This window comes from Delftia sp. PX-1, from assembly GCF_055797465.1.
On sequence record NZ_CP184763.1, the window covers coordinates 1,163,212 to 1,177,668 of the forward strand.

Annotated in this window: 11 protein-coding genes; 5 read left to right on the top strand and 6 right to left on the bottom strand. The window is 70.6% G+C overall.

Features of this window, described 5'->3' with window-relative positions; all coding sequences use genetic code 11:
- Positions 1-72: 72 nt before the first annotated feature.
- Both ACN20X_RS05425 and purU read right to left on the bottom strand, forming a co-directional pair.
- A complete protein-coding gene (locus ACN20X_RS05425; RefSeq protein WP_016451963.1) occupies positions 73-996 on the bottom strand; it encodes a LysR substrate-binding domain-containing protein in 924 nt (307 codons plus the stop codon).
- Between the two features lie 19 nt (positions 997-1,015).
- Positions 1,016-1,864 (bottom strand): formyltetrahydrofolate deformylase, encoded by an 849-nt coding sequence (gene purU, locus ACN20X_RS05430; RefSeq protein ID WP_013804418.1) that lies wholly within the window; start codon positions 1,862-1,864, stop codon positions 1,016-1,018.
- A gap of 73 nt (positions 1,865-1,937) precedes the next feature.
- Between purU and ACN20X_RS05435 the strand changes: the two genes are divergently transcribed.
- Positions 1,938-3,893, top strand: a complete 1,956-nt coding sequence (locus tag ACN20X_RS05435) for a putative bifunctional diguanylate cyclase/phosphodiesterase (protein WP_016451962.1) — start codon at positions 1,938-1,940, stop codon at positions 3,891-3,893.
- 3 nt (positions 3,894-3,896) lie between these two features.
- On the opposite strand, the gene ACN20X_RS05440 is transcribed toward ACN20X_RS05435, so the two are convergent.
- Positions 3,897-4,781 (bottom strand): ChaN family lipoprotein, encoded by an 885-nt coding sequence (locus ACN20X_RS05440; protein ID WP_016451961.1) that lies wholly within the window; start codon positions 4,779-4,781, stop codon positions 3,897-3,899.
- A 161-nt stretch (positions 4,782-4,942) separates the two neighbouring features.
- On the opposite strand from ACN20X_RS05440, the gene ACN20X_RS05445 reads away from it, so the two are divergent.
- On the top strand, positions 4,943-6,841 hold the full coding sequence (locus tag ACN20X_RS05445) for a type IV pili methyl-accepting chemotaxis transducer N-terminal domain-containing protein (protein ID WP_473210349.1): 1,899 nt from the start codon (positions 4,943-4,945) through the stop codon (positions 6,839-6,841).
- Positions 6,842-6,869: 28 nt separating this feature from the next.
- Complete coding sequence (locus ACN20X_RS05450) at positions 6,870-7,541, top strand: response regulator (protein WP_012203037.1); 672 nt, start codon at positions 6,870-6,872, stop codon at positions 7,539-7,541.
- Between the two features lie 4 nt (positions 7,542-7,545).
- Here the strand turns inward: ACN20X_RS05450 and ACN20X_RS05455 are convergent, their stop codons facing one another.
- Genes ACN20X_RS05455 through ACN20X_RS05465 form a run of 3 tightly spaced genes read right to left on the bottom strand, consistent with a single transcriptional unit; the run spans position 7,546 to position 11,872 of the window.
- A complete protein-coding gene (locus ACN20X_RS05455) occupies positions 7,546-8,787 on the bottom strand; it encodes an MFS transporter (protein ID WP_074920733.1) in 1,242 nt (413 codons plus the stop codon).
- Positions 8,784-9,851, bottom strand: coding sequence for a class I SAM-dependent methyltransferase (locus ACN20X_RS05460; RefSeq protein WP_016451958.1), 1,068 nt, complete (start codon positions 9,849-9,851; stop codon positions 8,784-8,786). The genes ACN20X_RS05455 and ACN20X_RS05460 overlap by 4 nt, the downstream gene beginning before the upstream one ends.
- A 26-nt stretch (positions 9,852-9,877) precedes the next feature.
- A complete protein-coding gene (locus ACN20X_RS05465; RefSeq protein WP_016451957.1) occupies positions 9,878-11,872 on the bottom strand; it encodes a TonB-dependent receptor in 1,995 nt (664 codons plus the stop codon).
- A gap of 130 nt (positions 11,873-12,002) precedes the next feature.
- Here ACN20X_RS05465 and ACN20X_RS05470 point away from each other — a divergent pair, with 130 nt between their 5' ends.
- Both ACN20X_RS05470 and ACN20X_RS05475 read left to right on the top strand, forming a co-directional pair.
- A complete protein-coding gene (locus ACN20X_RS05470) occupies positions 12,003-12,965 on the top strand; it encodes a helix-turn-helix transcriptional regulator (protein WP_016451956.1) in 963 nt (320 codons plus the stop codon).
- A 156-nt stretch (positions 12,966-13,121) separates the two neighbouring features.
- The gene (locus ACN20X_RS05475) at positions 13,122-14,444 is read left to right on the top strand and encodes an MFS transporter (RefSeq protein WP_012203038.1); all 1,323 of its coding nucleotides are present in this window, start codon (positions 13,122-13,124) and stop codon (positions 14,442-14,444) included.
- Positions 14,445-14,457: the final 13 nt, after the last annotated feature.

Consider the following 14,457-nt stretch of genomic DNA (forward strand, 5'->3'; position numbering starts at 1 on the left):
GCGGGACTGCGCTGATGTTTATTGCAACGGCGCGTGAAATCCGCGAAATCCGTGAATTCCGTTGTGGGCGCCTCAGCAGGCCATCGCCCTCTTCAACCATTCAGCAAAGGCCGCGCATTCCCAGCGGTCCATGGTGCCGGTGCGCCAGCACAGGTAGTGGGCATGGGGGCTGGCCGTGTCCAGGTCGAACAGGCGCACCAGGGTGCCGTTGTCCATCCAGGGTGCGCCTAGCTTGTGGCGCACCAGGGCAATGCCCATGCCGGCCGAGGCCGCGTCGCACATCAGGCCGATGTCGTTGAACTGCGAGCCCTCGTGCGGCTCGGGCCAGTCCAGGCCGGTGGCGCCGAACCAGGTGCGCCAGGGCTCCAGCGGGCTGCGCAGCAGGGGCATGCCTTCCAGGTCCTGGGGCTGCTCGAAGGGGCCATGCTCGCGGATGAAGGCCGGCGAGGCCAGCGGCGTGACCACGTCGCGCGCCAGTTCGATGTGCTCCACGTCGGCGTAGTGGCCGGGGCCGAAGCGCACCATCAGGTCGGCATCCTCGGCCACCACGTCCAGCAGCGGGATGGAGACCTGCAGGGCGATGTCGATCTCGGGATAGGTTTCCGTGAACTGGCGCAGGCGCGGGATCAGGATCACGCGCGCAAAGGTGGGCGTGACCGCCAGCTTGAGCCTGCGGCGGCCCGGCGCCGTCACCTCGCCCGGAAAGCGCTGCAGCGCGCCCAGGCCCTCGCGCACGTGGGACAGGTAGGCGCTGCCTTCGGTGGTGAGCGAAAAGTCCGAGCGGCCGAACAGCCGCGTGCCCAGGATCTGCTCGAGCTGGCGCACGCGGTGGCTGACGGCGCTGGGCGTGACGCACAGCTCCTCGGCCGTCTGCGTCACGCTGCGCAGCCGCGCCAGCGCCTCGAAAGTGAGCAGGCACTGTATGGGCGGGATGCGGCGGGCGCCGCTGCCGGGCGGGGCAAAGCCGCTGCCGGCGGCAAGGGTCACGTTCGCCATGGGCGGCCGGGAGCCGGCTTCAGCGGAAGACCACGGTCTTGTGGCCGTTGAGGATGACGCGGTGCTCGCTGTGCCACTTGACGGCGCGGGCCAGCACCTGGCTCTCGGTGTCGCGGCCGCGGGCCGTGAGGTCTTCCACGGTGTCGGTGTGGTCGGCGCGGGCCACGTCCTGCTCGATGATCGGGCCTTCGTCCAGGTCGGCCGTCACATAGTGGGCCGTGGCGCCGATCAGCTTCACGCCGCGGTCATGGGCCTGGTAGTAGGGCTTGGCGCCCTTGAAGCTGGGCAGGAAGCTGTGGTGGATGTTGATCGCGCGGCCGGCCAGCTTGGTGCACAGGTCGTTGGACAGCACCTGCATGTAGCGCGCCAGCACCACGAGTTCGGCGCCTTCGGCCTCGATGATCTCGAACTGTTTTGCCTCTGCCTGGGCCTTGGTGGCAGCCGTGACGGGGATGTGGTGGAAGGGAATGTTGTAGCTGGCCGCCAGCTGGTAGAACTCGCGGTGGTTGCTGATGATGGCGCGGATGTCCACCGGCAGCAGGCCGCTCTTCCAGCGAAACAGCAGGTCGTTGAGGCAGTGGCCTTCCTTGCTGACCATGAGCACGGTCTTCATGGCTTCGGCCTTGGTGTGCAGGCGCCACTTCATCTGGTACTGGCCGCCCAGGTCGGCCAGGGCCGCCCTCAGAGCCGCGGGATCGCAGCCGTTGCAGGCAAATTGCACGCGCATGAAGAACAGTCCGGTGGCCGGGTCGTTATACTGCGCGGCCTCTTCGATGTTGCCGCCTTGCTCGAGCAGGAAGCCCGAGACGGCATGTACCAGACCGAGCCGGTCGGGGCACGAAAGGGTAAGAATATAGGCTTGGGTCATAGCGGCGCAATTGTCGCAGCATGCACACGACCCTGCGCAAGTCACACGTTCTGGGAACGTTCTGAGGAACCACATGCAAGATCAGGGAGAGCAGCCCCGAATACCGCTCTGGGGCGCATTGACCCTGTATGTGTGCGCAGGTCTGCTGTGGCTCTGGGGCGTGGAATGGCTGCTGGCGCACCTGCAGATACCGCCGGGGCCGGCAGCGCAGCGGCGCATGCTGTCCTCGGTGGCCCTGGTGCTGGTCACGGCCGTGGGCGGCGGCTGGCTGCTGTGGCGCATGCGCCGTGGAGAGCGCACTGCCCATGCCGCGATGGCCGCCGGGCGGGAGGCCGACGAACGCCAGCGCCTGGCCGCCGCCGTGGTGGACAACACCATGGAGGGCGTGGTCGTCACAGATGCGCGCAGCCGCATCCTCTCGGTCAACAGCGCCTTCACGCGGCTGCTGGGCTACACCGAGCAGGAGATGCTGGGCAAGACCCCGCGCATGTTCAAGTCCGGCCGCCACGACAAGGCCTTCTACGAGGCCATGTGGGACAGCATGCAGGCCACGGGCCACTGGCAGGGCGAAATCTGGAACCGCCGCAAGAACGGCGAGGTCTTTCCCGAGCGCATGTCGCTCAGCGCCGTCAAGGACGCACAGGGCAAGGTCACGCACTACGTGTGCATGTTCACCGACATCTCGGCCGAGAAGGCGCGCGAGGCCCAGCTCGAATTCCTGGCCCACCGCGACATGCTCACCGGCCTGCCCAACAGCGTGCGCTTCACAGCGCTGCTGGAAGATGCCGTGGCCGAGGCGGCCGCCGAGCAGGGCACGCTGGCCGTGATGCTGCTGAACATCGATCGCTTCAAGGACGTCAACGACAGCTACGGCCACGCCATCGGCGACCAGGTGCTGCGCCACATCGCCGCCCGTGTGCACGACTCCCTGGGTCCCCAGGACCTCATAGGTCGCATGGCCGGTGACGAACTGGCCGTGCTGTGCAAGGGCATGAGCGAGCGCGGCGACGCCATCGCCCGCGCACGGCAACTGATCGCGGCGGCCGGCCAGCCCTGGAGCTCGCCGGACGGCCTGTCCGTCATGGCCGGCGTCAGCGTGGGCATCTGCATGTACCCCTCCCACGCCGGCAATGCCCAGGACCTGCTGCAGGGCGCGCATGCGGCCGTCTACGGCGCCAAGTCGCGCAGCGGCCGTGCCTGGTGCTTCTTCGAGGAAGACATGACCTCGGCCGCGCGCGAGCGCCTGGCCATGGAGGCACGGCTGCGGCAGGCCATAGACCTGGGCCACCTGCGCCTTTACTTCCAGCCCCAGATCGACCTGGCCACGGGCCGCCTGGTGGGCGCCGAGGCCCTGGTGCGCTGGCTGGACCCGGACGAGGGCCTCATCTCCCCGGCACGCTTCATCCCCGTGGCCGAAAGCTCGGGCGTCATCGGCGCGCTGGGCCTGTGGGTGCTGCGCGAGGCCTGCGCCCAGGGCCAGCGCTGGCGCGATCAGGGCCTGCCCGAGATGACCATCGCGGTCAATGTCTCGCTGCACCAGTTCCTGCTGACCGACATCGCCGGTGCCACCGCCGACGCGCTGGCCGCCACGGGCTTCGCCCCGCACTGCCTGGAGCTGGAGATCACCGAAAGCGCCCTGGCCGAGCGCCCCGAGGAGGCCCTGGCCGTCATGCGCCGCCTGCGCGCCCAGGGCCTGCGGCTGGCCATCGACGACTTCGGCACCGGTTATTCCTCGCTGGCCCACCTCAAGCGCTTCCCGCTGGACCTGCTCAAGATCGACCAGGGCTTCATCCGCGACATCCCGCACAGCGCCGACGACATGGCCATCAGCGGGTCGGTGATCGCGCTGGGGCATGCCATGGGGCTGAAGGTGCTGGCCGAGGGCGTGGAGACGGCCGAGCAGCTGGCGTTCCTGCGCGGCAAGGGGTGCGACTTCTTCCAGGGCTATCTGTGCAGCAAGCCCATGCCTGCGCAGGCGTTCGGCGAGTGGGTCTCGGGCAACGAGGGGATGTGGGCCGTACAGGGGTGAAGCTCAGTCCACCCGACCCGCATCCGCCCGCGGTGCCGGCGGGTTCCTGAACTTCTCGCGCAGCTCTGCGCAGTGATCCTTGGCCGGCAAGGCGTCCGTCTTCTGCAGCCAGTCCACATCGGATTCGTGCGCCACCGATGTCTCGCCTGCCTGCGCCACGGCCACTTTGGCTGCTGCGGACTCCGGCAGCCAGGTCGGGATGCCCACCCCGCGCAGGACATGGCCCCGCCCGGCCACCAGCACCACGGTCTTGCCAGGCCTGATCGCCGCCTTGGCCACCTCGGCCATGCTGGCATCGCGGGCCAGCTGGATGCGGGCCATGGGCGCCAGCTGGGTGTCGGGCAGCAGGCCGCAGTGGCCTTCGCGGATGGCGTCGAGCTGGCGCTGCCAGGCTTCGGGCGGCAGGTGGGTGTCCAGGTTCTGGTTGCGCATGGCCTGCTTCATGTCGGCGCGGGGCAGGTTGCCGCCCAGCACGGGCACGCCTGCGCGCACGGCGGCCATGACCACGCCGCGGTAGCGCGGCCAGGGCCAGGCGGCGTCCTGCCATTGCAGGGCCTGCTGCACAGCGTCCTCGGAGGCGTCGCGCGCCAGGCTGGCCGTGGAGCCCGTGCGCGGCGCCATCTCGATCACCAGCGCGGCCAGGCGCTCCTGCGTGGCCAGCTGCTGCACCGTGGCCTGTTGCCAGGCCTGGTGGGCCGCCGCATCGTGCTGCTCGCCCAGCAGCACCAGGGGTGCGTCGGACCAGCGCTGCAGCTGCTGCGTCCAGTCCCGCGCCGGTGTGGAGGAGCTGGCGCAGCCGGCAAGGGCTGCCGCCAGCCATGCGGCCGCAGCCAGGCCGGCAAGGCGCGGGGTGCGGATGAAGGGGCGGGGGATGGAGCGGACTTGCATGGCCCCATGCTAAACACTGGCCTTGCCCGTGGCCCCCATAGGCCCTGTGGGCATTGGGGGCAGTTGAAAGGATCCTAGGAATCGGGGCGGGGGCACGGCGCAAACGGGTGGCGCTTGATTCAGGTCAAGACGCGCAAATGTGCCGTGGCTACAGTGCGACCATGCATGGCAAGCCCTCGCTTTCGACCAAGCTGCTGCTCATGGGCGCGGCCTGCCTGCTGGCGGCCGTGGCATCGATCGGCTTCACGCTGTGGGTGGCCTGGCAGCTGGAGGGCGGCGCGGCCGCCGTGAACGAGGCCGGGCGGCTGCGCATGAGCATGGTGCGCATGGCCATGGCGCGCCAGAACGAGGCGCCTGCGCAGTGGCAGGCGCGCGCGCAGCAGTTCGACGCCAGCCTGGACCTGCTGCGCAGCGGCGACATGTCGCGCCCGCTGTTCGTGCCCTGGAGCGACGAGGTCAGGGCGCGCTACGAGCGCATACGCCGCGACTGGAGCGCGCTGCACGCGCGCTGGCAGGCCGAGGACCAGGCCGATGCGCAGGCCATCATGGGCAGCGCCGATGCCTTCGTGCGCGAGGTGGACGGCTTTGTCGAGGCCATCGAGGACCGGCTCTCGCGCTGGACGGCCATCCTGCACCTGTTTCAGATGTGTCTGATGGCGCTGGCCATCATCGCGGCCGTGAGTTTCATGGCCACCAGCTACTGGCTGGTGCTGCATCCCGTGGGCCAGCTGCGCTCGGCGCTGGAGCGCATGCGCCGCGGACACCTGGACACGCGCATGAGCGTGGAGGAGGACGACGAGTTCGGCCAGCTGGCGGCCGGCTTCAACCTCATGGCCCAGTCGCTGCAAAGCTCGCACGCCGAATTGGAAGACAAGGTGCGCGAGAAGACCGCCAGCCTCAACGTGCAGCACCAGCAGCTGCAGGCGCTGTACGCGGTCAGCGTGCAGGCCTCCGAGGCGGCCAGCCTCCAGGCCCTGGCCGAAGGCTTTGTGCGCCAGGTCCGCCTGGCAGCCCAGGCCGATGCGGCCACGGTGCGCTGGTCCGACGAGGCCAACGAGCGCTACGTGCTGCTGGCCGGCGACGGCCTGCCCCAGTCCATGTCGGTGCAGGAGCACTGCCTGCACACGGGCGCCTGCCTGTGCGGCCAGCCGCGCGAGCAGGCGCGGCTGCGCGTGATCCCCATCACGCCGGCCAGCGACCTGCAGCTGCCGCACTGCCGCGAGGCCGGCTTCGAGACCGTGGTCAGCATCCCCGTGCAACTGCAGCAGCGCCTGCTGGGCGAGGTCAACCTGTTCTTTCGCTCCAGCGTGGTGCTCACGGACGACATGCGCGACCTGCTGTCCGCCATGGCGCGCCACCTGGCCAGTGCCATGGAAAGCCTGCGCGCCACGGCGCTGGAGCGCGAAGCCGCCGTGGCCGAGGAGCGCGGCCTGATCGCGCGCGAGCTGCATGACTCCATTGCCCAGTCGCTGGCCTTTCTCAAGATACAGACCCAGCTGCTGCGCGACGCCGTGGCCAAGGGCCGCGACGAGGCGCGCGACCGCAGCCTGGGCGAGCTGGAAGTGGGCGTGCGCGAATGCTATGCCGACGTGCGCGAGCTGCTGGTGCATTTCCGCACGCGCACCAGCGCCGAGGACATCGAGGCCGCGCTGCGCGCCACGCTGTCCAAGTTCGAGCACCAGACGGGCATTGCCACCTCGCTGAGCATGACGGGCCAGGGCCTGCCGCTGGCGCCCGATGTGCAGATCCAGGTGCTGCACATGGTGCAGGAGGCGCTGTCCAACGTGCGCAAGCACGCGGGTGCCAGGCATGTGCAGCTGCGCGTGGGGCGCCACCCCTGGCGCTTCGAGGTCAGCGACGACGGCTGCGGCTTCGTCCCCGCCGACGTGGCGCCGGACTCGCTGCATGTGGGCCTGGGCATCATGCGCGAGCGCGCCCTGCTGGCGCAGGCGCTGGTCCATGTCCACTCCCGCCCCGGCGAGGGCACGCGCGTGCTGATCGAGCTGCCGCCGTCGGCCTCGGCCGGCGCGCCAGCGCAGGCCCTCCCCTCGAACGCGTGACACGCTCCCGGAAGAAAAAAGCCGCCCCATGTCCTTCTCCAGCCCCATCTCCGTCTTCGTCATCGACGACCACACGCTGTTCCGCCGCGGCCTGATCGCCCTCATCGCCCAGGATGCGGGCCTGCGCGTGGTCGGCGAGGCCGGCGACGCGGGCGAGGCCCTGCGCCTGGTGCCCGCGCTGGCGCCCCAGGTCATCCTGCTGGACAACCACCTGCCCGGCGTGCTGGGCGTCGATGCCATCGCGGGCCTGCGGGCCGCATCGCCCGGCAGCCGCGTCGTCATGCTCACCGTGAGCGAGGACGGCCAGGACCTGGCGGCCGCGCTGCGCAACGGCGCCCAGGGCTATCTGCTCAAGACCATCGACGGCGACCTGCTGTCCGAAGCCTTGCGCCGCGCCGCGCGCGGCGAGCCTGTGGTCAGCCCCGAGATGATGGGCAAGCTGGTGGCCGCCTTCCAGTCCCAGGGCGCGCCCGAGCCCCAGGCGCCCGAGCCGGACGAGGCCCCGGCCTCGCCGCTGTCCCCGCGCGAGGAAGAGGTGCTGGTCCAGATCGCCCGGGGCGCCAGCAACAAGGAAATCGCCCGCACGCTGGACATTGCCGAGACCACGGTCAAGATCCATGTGCAACACATCCTGCGCAAGCTCGGCCTGAGCTCGCGCGTGCAGGCGGCGGTGTATGCGTCGGAGCGGCAGCGGGATTAGCGGCCTACGCTGTGGCTGAAGCCCAACCATCCCCCGCACACCGCAGCGCCCACACCCACGCCAGCGCGGCCGCTACGGTCAGCCCGGTGAGCATGGCTGCCGCGCCCACGGCGTCCAGCGCCACGCCGGCGGCCAGCGGCACCAGCATGCGGCTGGCGGCAAACAGACTGGCCTGCAGGCCGTAGTCGAAGGCCTGCCAGCGCGGGCGGGCGAATTGCATCATCAGTCCGAAGACGCAGGCCGAGGAGGCGCCCATGGCTGCTGCCACGCAGGCCACGGCCGCGACCAGGCCCGGGGCCGGGGCGCCGGCTGCGATGACGGCGGCCAGCAGGGCCAGCGCCGCCACGTTGCAGCCCGCATACAGGGGCAGGGCGCGCCGGGTGCCAAGGCGGCGCGTGAGCAGGGGCGAGGCCGCGCCCGCCAGCGCAGCCACCACGCCGCCGCCCATGCCGGCCAGCAGGGCGGCATGGGCGGGTGCGAAGCCATGGTCCAGCATCAGCGGCTTCAGGTAGAACCAGGCCGCGCCGATGAAGGGGAAGCAGCTGACCAGCACCAGGGCCCAGCGCCAGGCCCCAGGCTGGGCGCCATAGCCGCGGACCATGGCGGCCAGTCCAGCTTTGGGCGCAGGCAGCAGCAGGGGCGAGGGCGCATCCCCCGGCTCATGGCGCACCACCCAGGCCAGCAGCAGGGCGCCCAGGGCCAGCGCGCCGGCCAGGCAGAGGAAGGGCGCGCGCCAGCCCCATTTCGCCTGCATGAGCAGCATCATCCCGCCGCCCACGATGGCGCCCAGCGACAGCGCCGCTGCGCGCACGCCCCCGGCGCGCATGCGCTCGGACGCGGGCAGCAGGCGGATGGCCAGGGCGCTGACGGGAATGTCGGCCCAGGTGGCGGCCAGCGCGGCCGCGAAGGCCAGGCCGAACAGCCACAGGCGCTCGGCCAGCAACTGCTGCCAGCCCAGGGCCAGCAGCACGGCCGCATAGGCCAGGCACAGGGCCAGCGCCCAGGCGCGGTAGCGCGGCTGGCCGTTCGCGCTGCGCGCTTCCACGGGCGCGGCCAGCGCGAACTTGATCAGCGCGGGCAGCCCCGCCAGCTGGAACAGGCCGATGGCCGTGCCCGACCAGCCATGCTGGCGCATGACCAGGGGCAGGCCCAGCCAGAGGTAGACGCTGGGGGCGGTGAGCGCCAGGTGCAGCCAGCCGAAAAGTGCCTGGAGCAGCCAGACAGGGCGGGGAGCTGCGGCCTTCATGGCGCGGCCTTGCGCGCCACGAGCACGGCCAGCGGCGCCATCGGAAACTCGCGCGACTCGATGCGTTCTATGCGCTCGAAACCCGCCTGCGCCAGCAGCGCCTGCAGCTCGCCGCGCCGCGTCACGCTGCGGCCCAGCAGGCGCATGGGCAGGTAGTAGGGCAGGGTGCGCAGGGCCGATTCGGGCGCGTCGTCCACCTCCGCATGGGCGCAGACGAAGACGCCGCCGGGCGCCAGCGCGTCGAACACCTTGGCGACCACGGCTGCCGCATCGGGCACGAAGTGCAGCACGGACGAGCACCAGACCAGGTCGTAGCCGCTGCCTATGCTGTCCGTGGCCAGATTGCCGCCCAGGGCGGTGAAGCGGTCGGACAGGCGGGACTGGCGGGCGTTGTCCGCCGCCACGGCCACGGCCTCGGGCCAGTCGAAGACGCTGGCCTGCAGCGCGGGCTGCTGGCGCAGCAGGGCCAGCGCGATCCAGCCGGGGCCGCCGCCCAGGTCCAGCATGCGGCGCGCGGCGCCTGCCTCGGGAACCTGCTGCAGCAGGTTCAGCGCGGCAGGCACGCTGACGGCGCGCTGCTCCTGGCCGATCTGGGCGCGTGCGGCGGCGGCCCAGCCTTCGGCATTGCCCGTGGCCAAGGGGGCGCTGCAGGCCGAGCTGTCCCCGGCAGGGCCGTGCTCGACCAGGCCGCGCAGCAGCGTGGCGGAGTGGCGCAGCGAGCGCAGGCGGAACAGCCAGGCCGCGCCGCAGGATTCGGGCGATGCGCTGTGAAGGTAGCGCAGCGCATCGGTGGCCAGCAGGTAGCTCACGGGCTCGTGCTGGCCGCGCCGCAGCAGGCCCATGCTCCACAGCAATTCCAGCCAGTGGGAGGTATTGGCCTCGTTCCAGCCCTGGGCCTGGGCCAGCTCGGCCGGCGTCTGGGGCGTGGCCAGGCGGTCCAGCGCCCCCGATTCGAGGGCCAGCACCAGGGCCTCGGCCTGGACCTGGGCGGCGGCCAGGTCCCACAGCGGCTGCAGGGCGTGGGAGGGGGCGTGGGTAGGGGATTCACAGCGGGGTGTTTTCATCGGAAGGTCCTTTTCACGAAAGGGAGTCACATGCGCCAGGTCAGCCGCACGCCGAACTCGCGCGGCGGGCTGTAGACCACGACCTGGCCGTTGAGGTAGCCCACGGCGTCATAGCGGCGGTTGGCGGCATTGCGCAGGTAGGCGGCGATTTCCCAGGACCCCTGGGCATAGCCGGCCGACAGGTTGAGCAGCCCGTAGCCGGGGCGGCGGTAGGCGTTGGCGGCGTCCAGGTAGACCTTGCCCGTGCCCTGCACGGCGGCCTGCGCCCACCAGCGGCCGGGCGCGTCGTACCGCAGGGCCACATGGGCCGTCATGTCGGGCGCAAACGGGTTGCGGTGGCCGTCGTAGATGGCGGCGCCGTCGCGGAAGCTGCCGAAGCGCGTGCGGTTCAGGCCCAGGGCCGTCTGCAACTGCCAGCCGCCGCCGAACACATAGTCCAGCTCGAAGTCCGCACCCGTGGAGCGCGCCCGCGCCGCATTGGTGATGTAGACCACGCCCGGCAGGCCCATCTGCTGCACCTGCATGTCGCGCACCTGCTGGGTGTAGACCGAGGCCGCATAGCGCAGGCGCTGCCCCAGCAGCCGGCCCTTGGTGCCGATCTCCCAGGCGCGCACGGTCTCTGGTTCGTAGGCCGCATAGCCCATGGCCGGAGAGAACACGTTGAAGCCGCCCGCGCGGTAGCCCTCGCTGAGGCTGGTGTAGACCTGGCCCTGGGGCGACCACTGGTATTGCAGCGAGAGCTTGGGGCTCAAGCGCGACCAGTCGTCGCTGCGCGCCGCCGCGCCCACGGGGGCCAGTTCCACGCGGTTGCGCTCCACGCGCGCGCCGGCCGCCAGCGTCCAGCGCTCGGACAGCGGGACGGTCCAGTGCGTGAACAGCGCCGCCGTGCTGCCCTTGAGCCCGGCCGTGGGTCGCATCAGCGCGGCGGGCAGCTTTTGCTCGTAGCGCAGGTCATGGTCGTCGCGGTCCAGGTACAGGCCGGCCAGCCAGCGCGCGTTCCACAGGCCTGCGGCCTCGCCCTCCAGGCGCAGTTCCTGCGAGGTCGTGGCCAGGCGGTAGTCGCGCCGCACGTGGAGCAGGTCGGCGCTCTGGAAGTCCGTGTCCTGCAGCACGCGGTCGTCGAAGACATTGCGCGCGGTGATGGAGCGCAGCCGCAGCCCCGAGGCAAAGCGGTGCGAGACATCGAGCGACAGCGTCTGCCCGCGCGAGCGGTTCCAGCTGTCCGTGCCCGAGTTCACCGTGGCGCGCGGCGCGGCAATGCTGCCCCATTGCGCGGCGCCGTCGTCCCAGCGCTGCTGGGCGTAGCGCAGCGTGGCCTCGGTCTCGGCCGTGGGCGTCCAGCGCAGGGCCAGGCGGCCGCTGGCGCGCTCGCGGTCGTCCACGCGCGCTCCCGTCGCCTGCTGGCGTATGAAGCCGTCCTGCGCGCGCCACTCGCCCGACAGGCCGATGTAGAGCTGGCCCGGCACCAGCGCGCGGCCCAGCTCGAAGCTGCCCGCGCGCTGGCCGTGGTGGCCGGCCTCGGCGCTGATCGATGCATAGGGCGTGTCGCCGGGCTGGCGCGTGACGATGCTGACCACGCCCGCTTCGGCATTGCGGCCGTACAAGGTCGATTGCGGGCCGCGCAGCACCTCCACGCGGTCCACGCCCTGCAGGTTGTGCTCGAAGCCCTGGGCCATCAGCGTGGGCACGCCATCGACCAGCAGCAGTGTGGACGAGGAGAACGACACGAAGTTGGCCGTCAGCCCGCGCATCACGGGCGGCTGCACGCCCGACTGGCCGAAGGCCTGGAACACAAAGCCCGGCACCTGGGCGGACAGCGCGTCCAGCCCGCGCACGCCGGCCGCCTCCAGCGCCGCGCCGTCGAAGACGGAGACGCTGGCGGGCACGGCGTCCAGGCTCTCGGCCTGCTTGTTCACCGTGACCGTGATCTCGGGCAGGGCCGCTTCGGGCGCCTGGCCCTGGGCCGCCACCGTGAAGGGGACCAGGGCCAGCGCGGCCGGCCAGCGAAGGGGGAATGCCATGGTTTTCTCGTCCTCTCCAAAAGGGAATCTCGTTGGAGACCGATGCTAGGGAAGATGAGAATCGCTATCATTTGAAAACGTATGCGCGCCGGAGCGTTTCCTATGCGAAGCGCGCATCCATTCCTCTCCCATGACCTCCCGCATCCCTTCCTCGCTTGCCTTGCCCCAGCCCTGTGCGCCGGGCTGGACGCGGCATGCCCTGCCCGCCGAGCTGGGCGACTGCCATGCGGAGCGCTTCACGCTGGGCGACGGCATCGTGCTGGCGCGCTCGCACTATTGCCCGCTGCGCGACCTGGTGGAGGACAGCGTGCAGGCCGATGCCTCGGACCAGGGCCGCACCCTGGTCATCACGCTGGGGCTGGTGGGCGAATCGGGCTTTGTGGCGCGTGGCGGCGCGGCGCTTCGCTTCGGCGCGGGGCAGACCACGCTGGCAGCCTTTCGCGGCGGCCAGGGCGAGCGCCGCTATGCGGCAGGCCAGACCGTGCGCCAGCTGCGCCTGCTGCTGTCGGGTGCAGCGCTCGACCGCTATCTGGGGCCTGAACTCTCGCAGCGCCTGACCCAGGTGGACGGCGCGGCCGGTGTGCGGCCCTTGGACCACCGTGCCAGCCTGCCGGCCAGCCTGGCGCTGGCGCGGCGCCTGGCCCAGCCGCCCGGGCACCAGCCCACCGATGCGCTGGACCGCCACATCGCCATGCTGAGCCTGGCCGCGCTGGAGCTGCGGCATCTTGCGCCTGCGTCGCAGCCGGCCAAGGCGGCACCGCGCTGGTCGGCCGACGAACTGGCCCGGCTGGAGCAGGCGCGCGAACTGCTGTCCACCCAGATGGACCGCGCGCTGACCCTGGCCTACCTGAGCGCCGCCGTGGGCCTGGGCGAGCACCGGCTCAAGCAGGGATTTAGCGCCGTCTTCGGCACCACGCCCCAGGCCCTGCTGCTGGAGCTGCGCATGCGCCGCGCCTGGGCGTTGCTGGAGACCGGCTGCCAGGTCGCCCAGGCCGGCTGGCAGGTGGGCTATGCCCATCCGTCGAACTTCAGTGCCGCGTTCACGCGGTTCTACGGGCGCAGCCCGAAATCGGTCTTCGGCCGCCGCTCCTGATCTGCGTCAAGCCTTTTTGTCCTCGATAGTTCTTTGGAACTAGGCCCGCCTGCGCGCTCCTAGTTCTTCCGCCTTGTCCGAGCGTACGGCTGGCGGATGTGCGGCGCGGCCCTCGCGCGGGACCATGGATGCCATAGCCCCCACGAGGAAAACAAAATGGCAAACACAGCGCCCACCGCACAGGGCGACCCCCGAAAGAGCACCAGCACAGGCACACGCCACGACCGCCAGGCCTGGTCGGTCCTGGCCGTCAGCACCCTGGCCTTCACGGTCTGCTTCATGGTCTGGATGATGTTCGGCATCATCGGCATCCCCATCAAGAAGATGCTGGATCTGAACGCCACGCAGTTCGGCCTGCTCACGGCCATGCCCGTGCTCACGGGCTCGCTGGTGCGCGTGCCGCTGGGCATCTGGACCGACCGCTTCGGCGGGCGCATCGTGATGGCGGTGCTGATGGCCGTCACCGTGCCCGCGATCTGGGTGATGGGCTATGCCACCGAGTACTGGCACTTCCTGACCATCGGCCTGTTCGTGGGCCTGGCGGGCGGCTCGTTCTCGGTGGGCACGCCCTATGTGGCGCGCTGGTTTCCCAAGGAGCGCCAGGGCATGGCCATGGGCATCTATGGCGCGGGCAACTCGGGCGCGGCGGTCAACAAGTTCGTGGCGCCGGTGATCCTGGTGGCCTTCGGGTGGGCCGCCGTGCCACATGCCTATGCGGCCATCATGCTGGGCGCGCTGGTGCTGTTCTGGCTGTTCAGCCACAGCGACCCGGCCCACCTGGTGCCCAGCAACGTGCGCTTCAGCGACCAGTTGAAGGCGCTCAAGGACCCGCGCGTGCTCAAGTACTGCCAGTACTACAGCATCGTCTTCGGCGGCTATGTGGCGCTGAGCCTGTGGATGGTGCAGTACTACGTGGGCGAGTACGGCCTGGACATCCGCGTGGCGGCCCTGCTGGCGGCCTGCTTTTCGCTTCCGGGCGGCGTGCTGCGCGCCATCGGCGGCTGGCTGTCGGACAAGTACGGCGCGCACAGCGTGACCTGGTGGGTGCTGTGGGTGTGCTGGATCTGCCTGTTCCTGCTGTCCTATCCGCAGACAGATTTCACGGTGCTCACCACCGAGGGCAGCACCCGCTTTCACCTGGGCCTGAACGTCTATGCCTTCACCGCGCTGATGTTCGTGCTGGGCATTGCCATGGCCTTCGGCAAGGCCAGCGTCTTCAAGTACATCAGCGACGACTACCCCGGAAACATCGGCGCCATCAGCGGCATCGTGGGCCTGGCCGGCGGCATGGGCGGCTTCATCCTGCCCATCCTGTTCGGCGTGCTGCTGGACTGGACGGGCATCCGCTCCAGCGCCTTCATGCTGCTGTACGGCGTGGTCTGGGTGTCGCTGATCTGGATGTATTTCACCGAGGTGCGCCGCACCGACGTGCTCAACAGCCACGGCGGCCACAGCGATGTGCAGCCGGCCGCGCGCTGAACCGCAGGAGTTG

Excerpts from the sequence above, each read along its gene's own strand:
- ACN20X_RS05425 (WP_016451963.1), bottom strand. The coding sequence starts at position 996 with ATGGCGAACGTGACCCTTGCCGCCGGCAGCGGCTTTGCCCCGCCCGGC.
- purU (WP_013804418.1), bottom strand. The coding sequence starts at position 1,864 with ATGACCCAAGCCTATATTCTTACCCTTTCGTGCCCCGACCGGCTCGGT.
- ACN20X_RS05435 (WP_016451962.1), top strand. The coding sequence starts at position 1,938 with ATGCAAGATCAGGGAGAGCAGCCCCGAATACCGCTCTGGGGCGCATTG.
- ACN20X_RS05440 (WP_016451961.1), bottom strand. The coding sequence starts at position 4,781 with ATGCAAGTCCGCTCCATCCCCCGCCCCTTCATCCGCACCCCGCGCCTT.
- ACN20X_RS05445 (WP_473210349.1), top strand. The coding sequence starts at position 4,943 with ATGCATGGCAAGCCCTCGCTTTCGACCAAGCTGCTGCTCATGGGCGCG.
- ACN20X_RS05450 (WP_012203037.1), top strand. The coding sequence starts at position 6,870 with ATGTCCTTCTCCAGCCCCATCTCCGTCTTCGTCATCGACGACCACACG.
- ACN20X_RS05455 (WP_074920733.1), bottom strand. The coding sequence starts at position 8,787 with ATGAAGGCCGCAGCTCCCCGCCCTGTCTGGCTGCTCCAGGCACTTTTC.
- ACN20X_RS05460 (WP_016451958.1), bottom strand. The coding sequence starts at position 9,851 with ATGAAAACACCCCGCTGTGAATCCCCTACCCACGCCCCCTCCCACGCC.
- ACN20X_RS05465 (WP_016451957.1), bottom strand. The coding sequence starts at position 11,872 with ATGGCATTCCCCCTTCGCTGGCCGGCCGCGCTGGCCCTGGTCCCCTTC.
- ACN20X_RS05470 (WP_016451956.1), top strand. The coding sequence starts at position 12,003 with ATGACCTCCCGCATCCCTTCCTCGCTTGCCTTGCCCCAGCCCTGTGCG.
- ACN20X_RS05475 (WP_012203038.1), top strand. The coding sequence starts at position 13,122 with ATGGCAAACACAGCGCCCACCGCACAGGGCGACCCCCGAAAGAGCACC.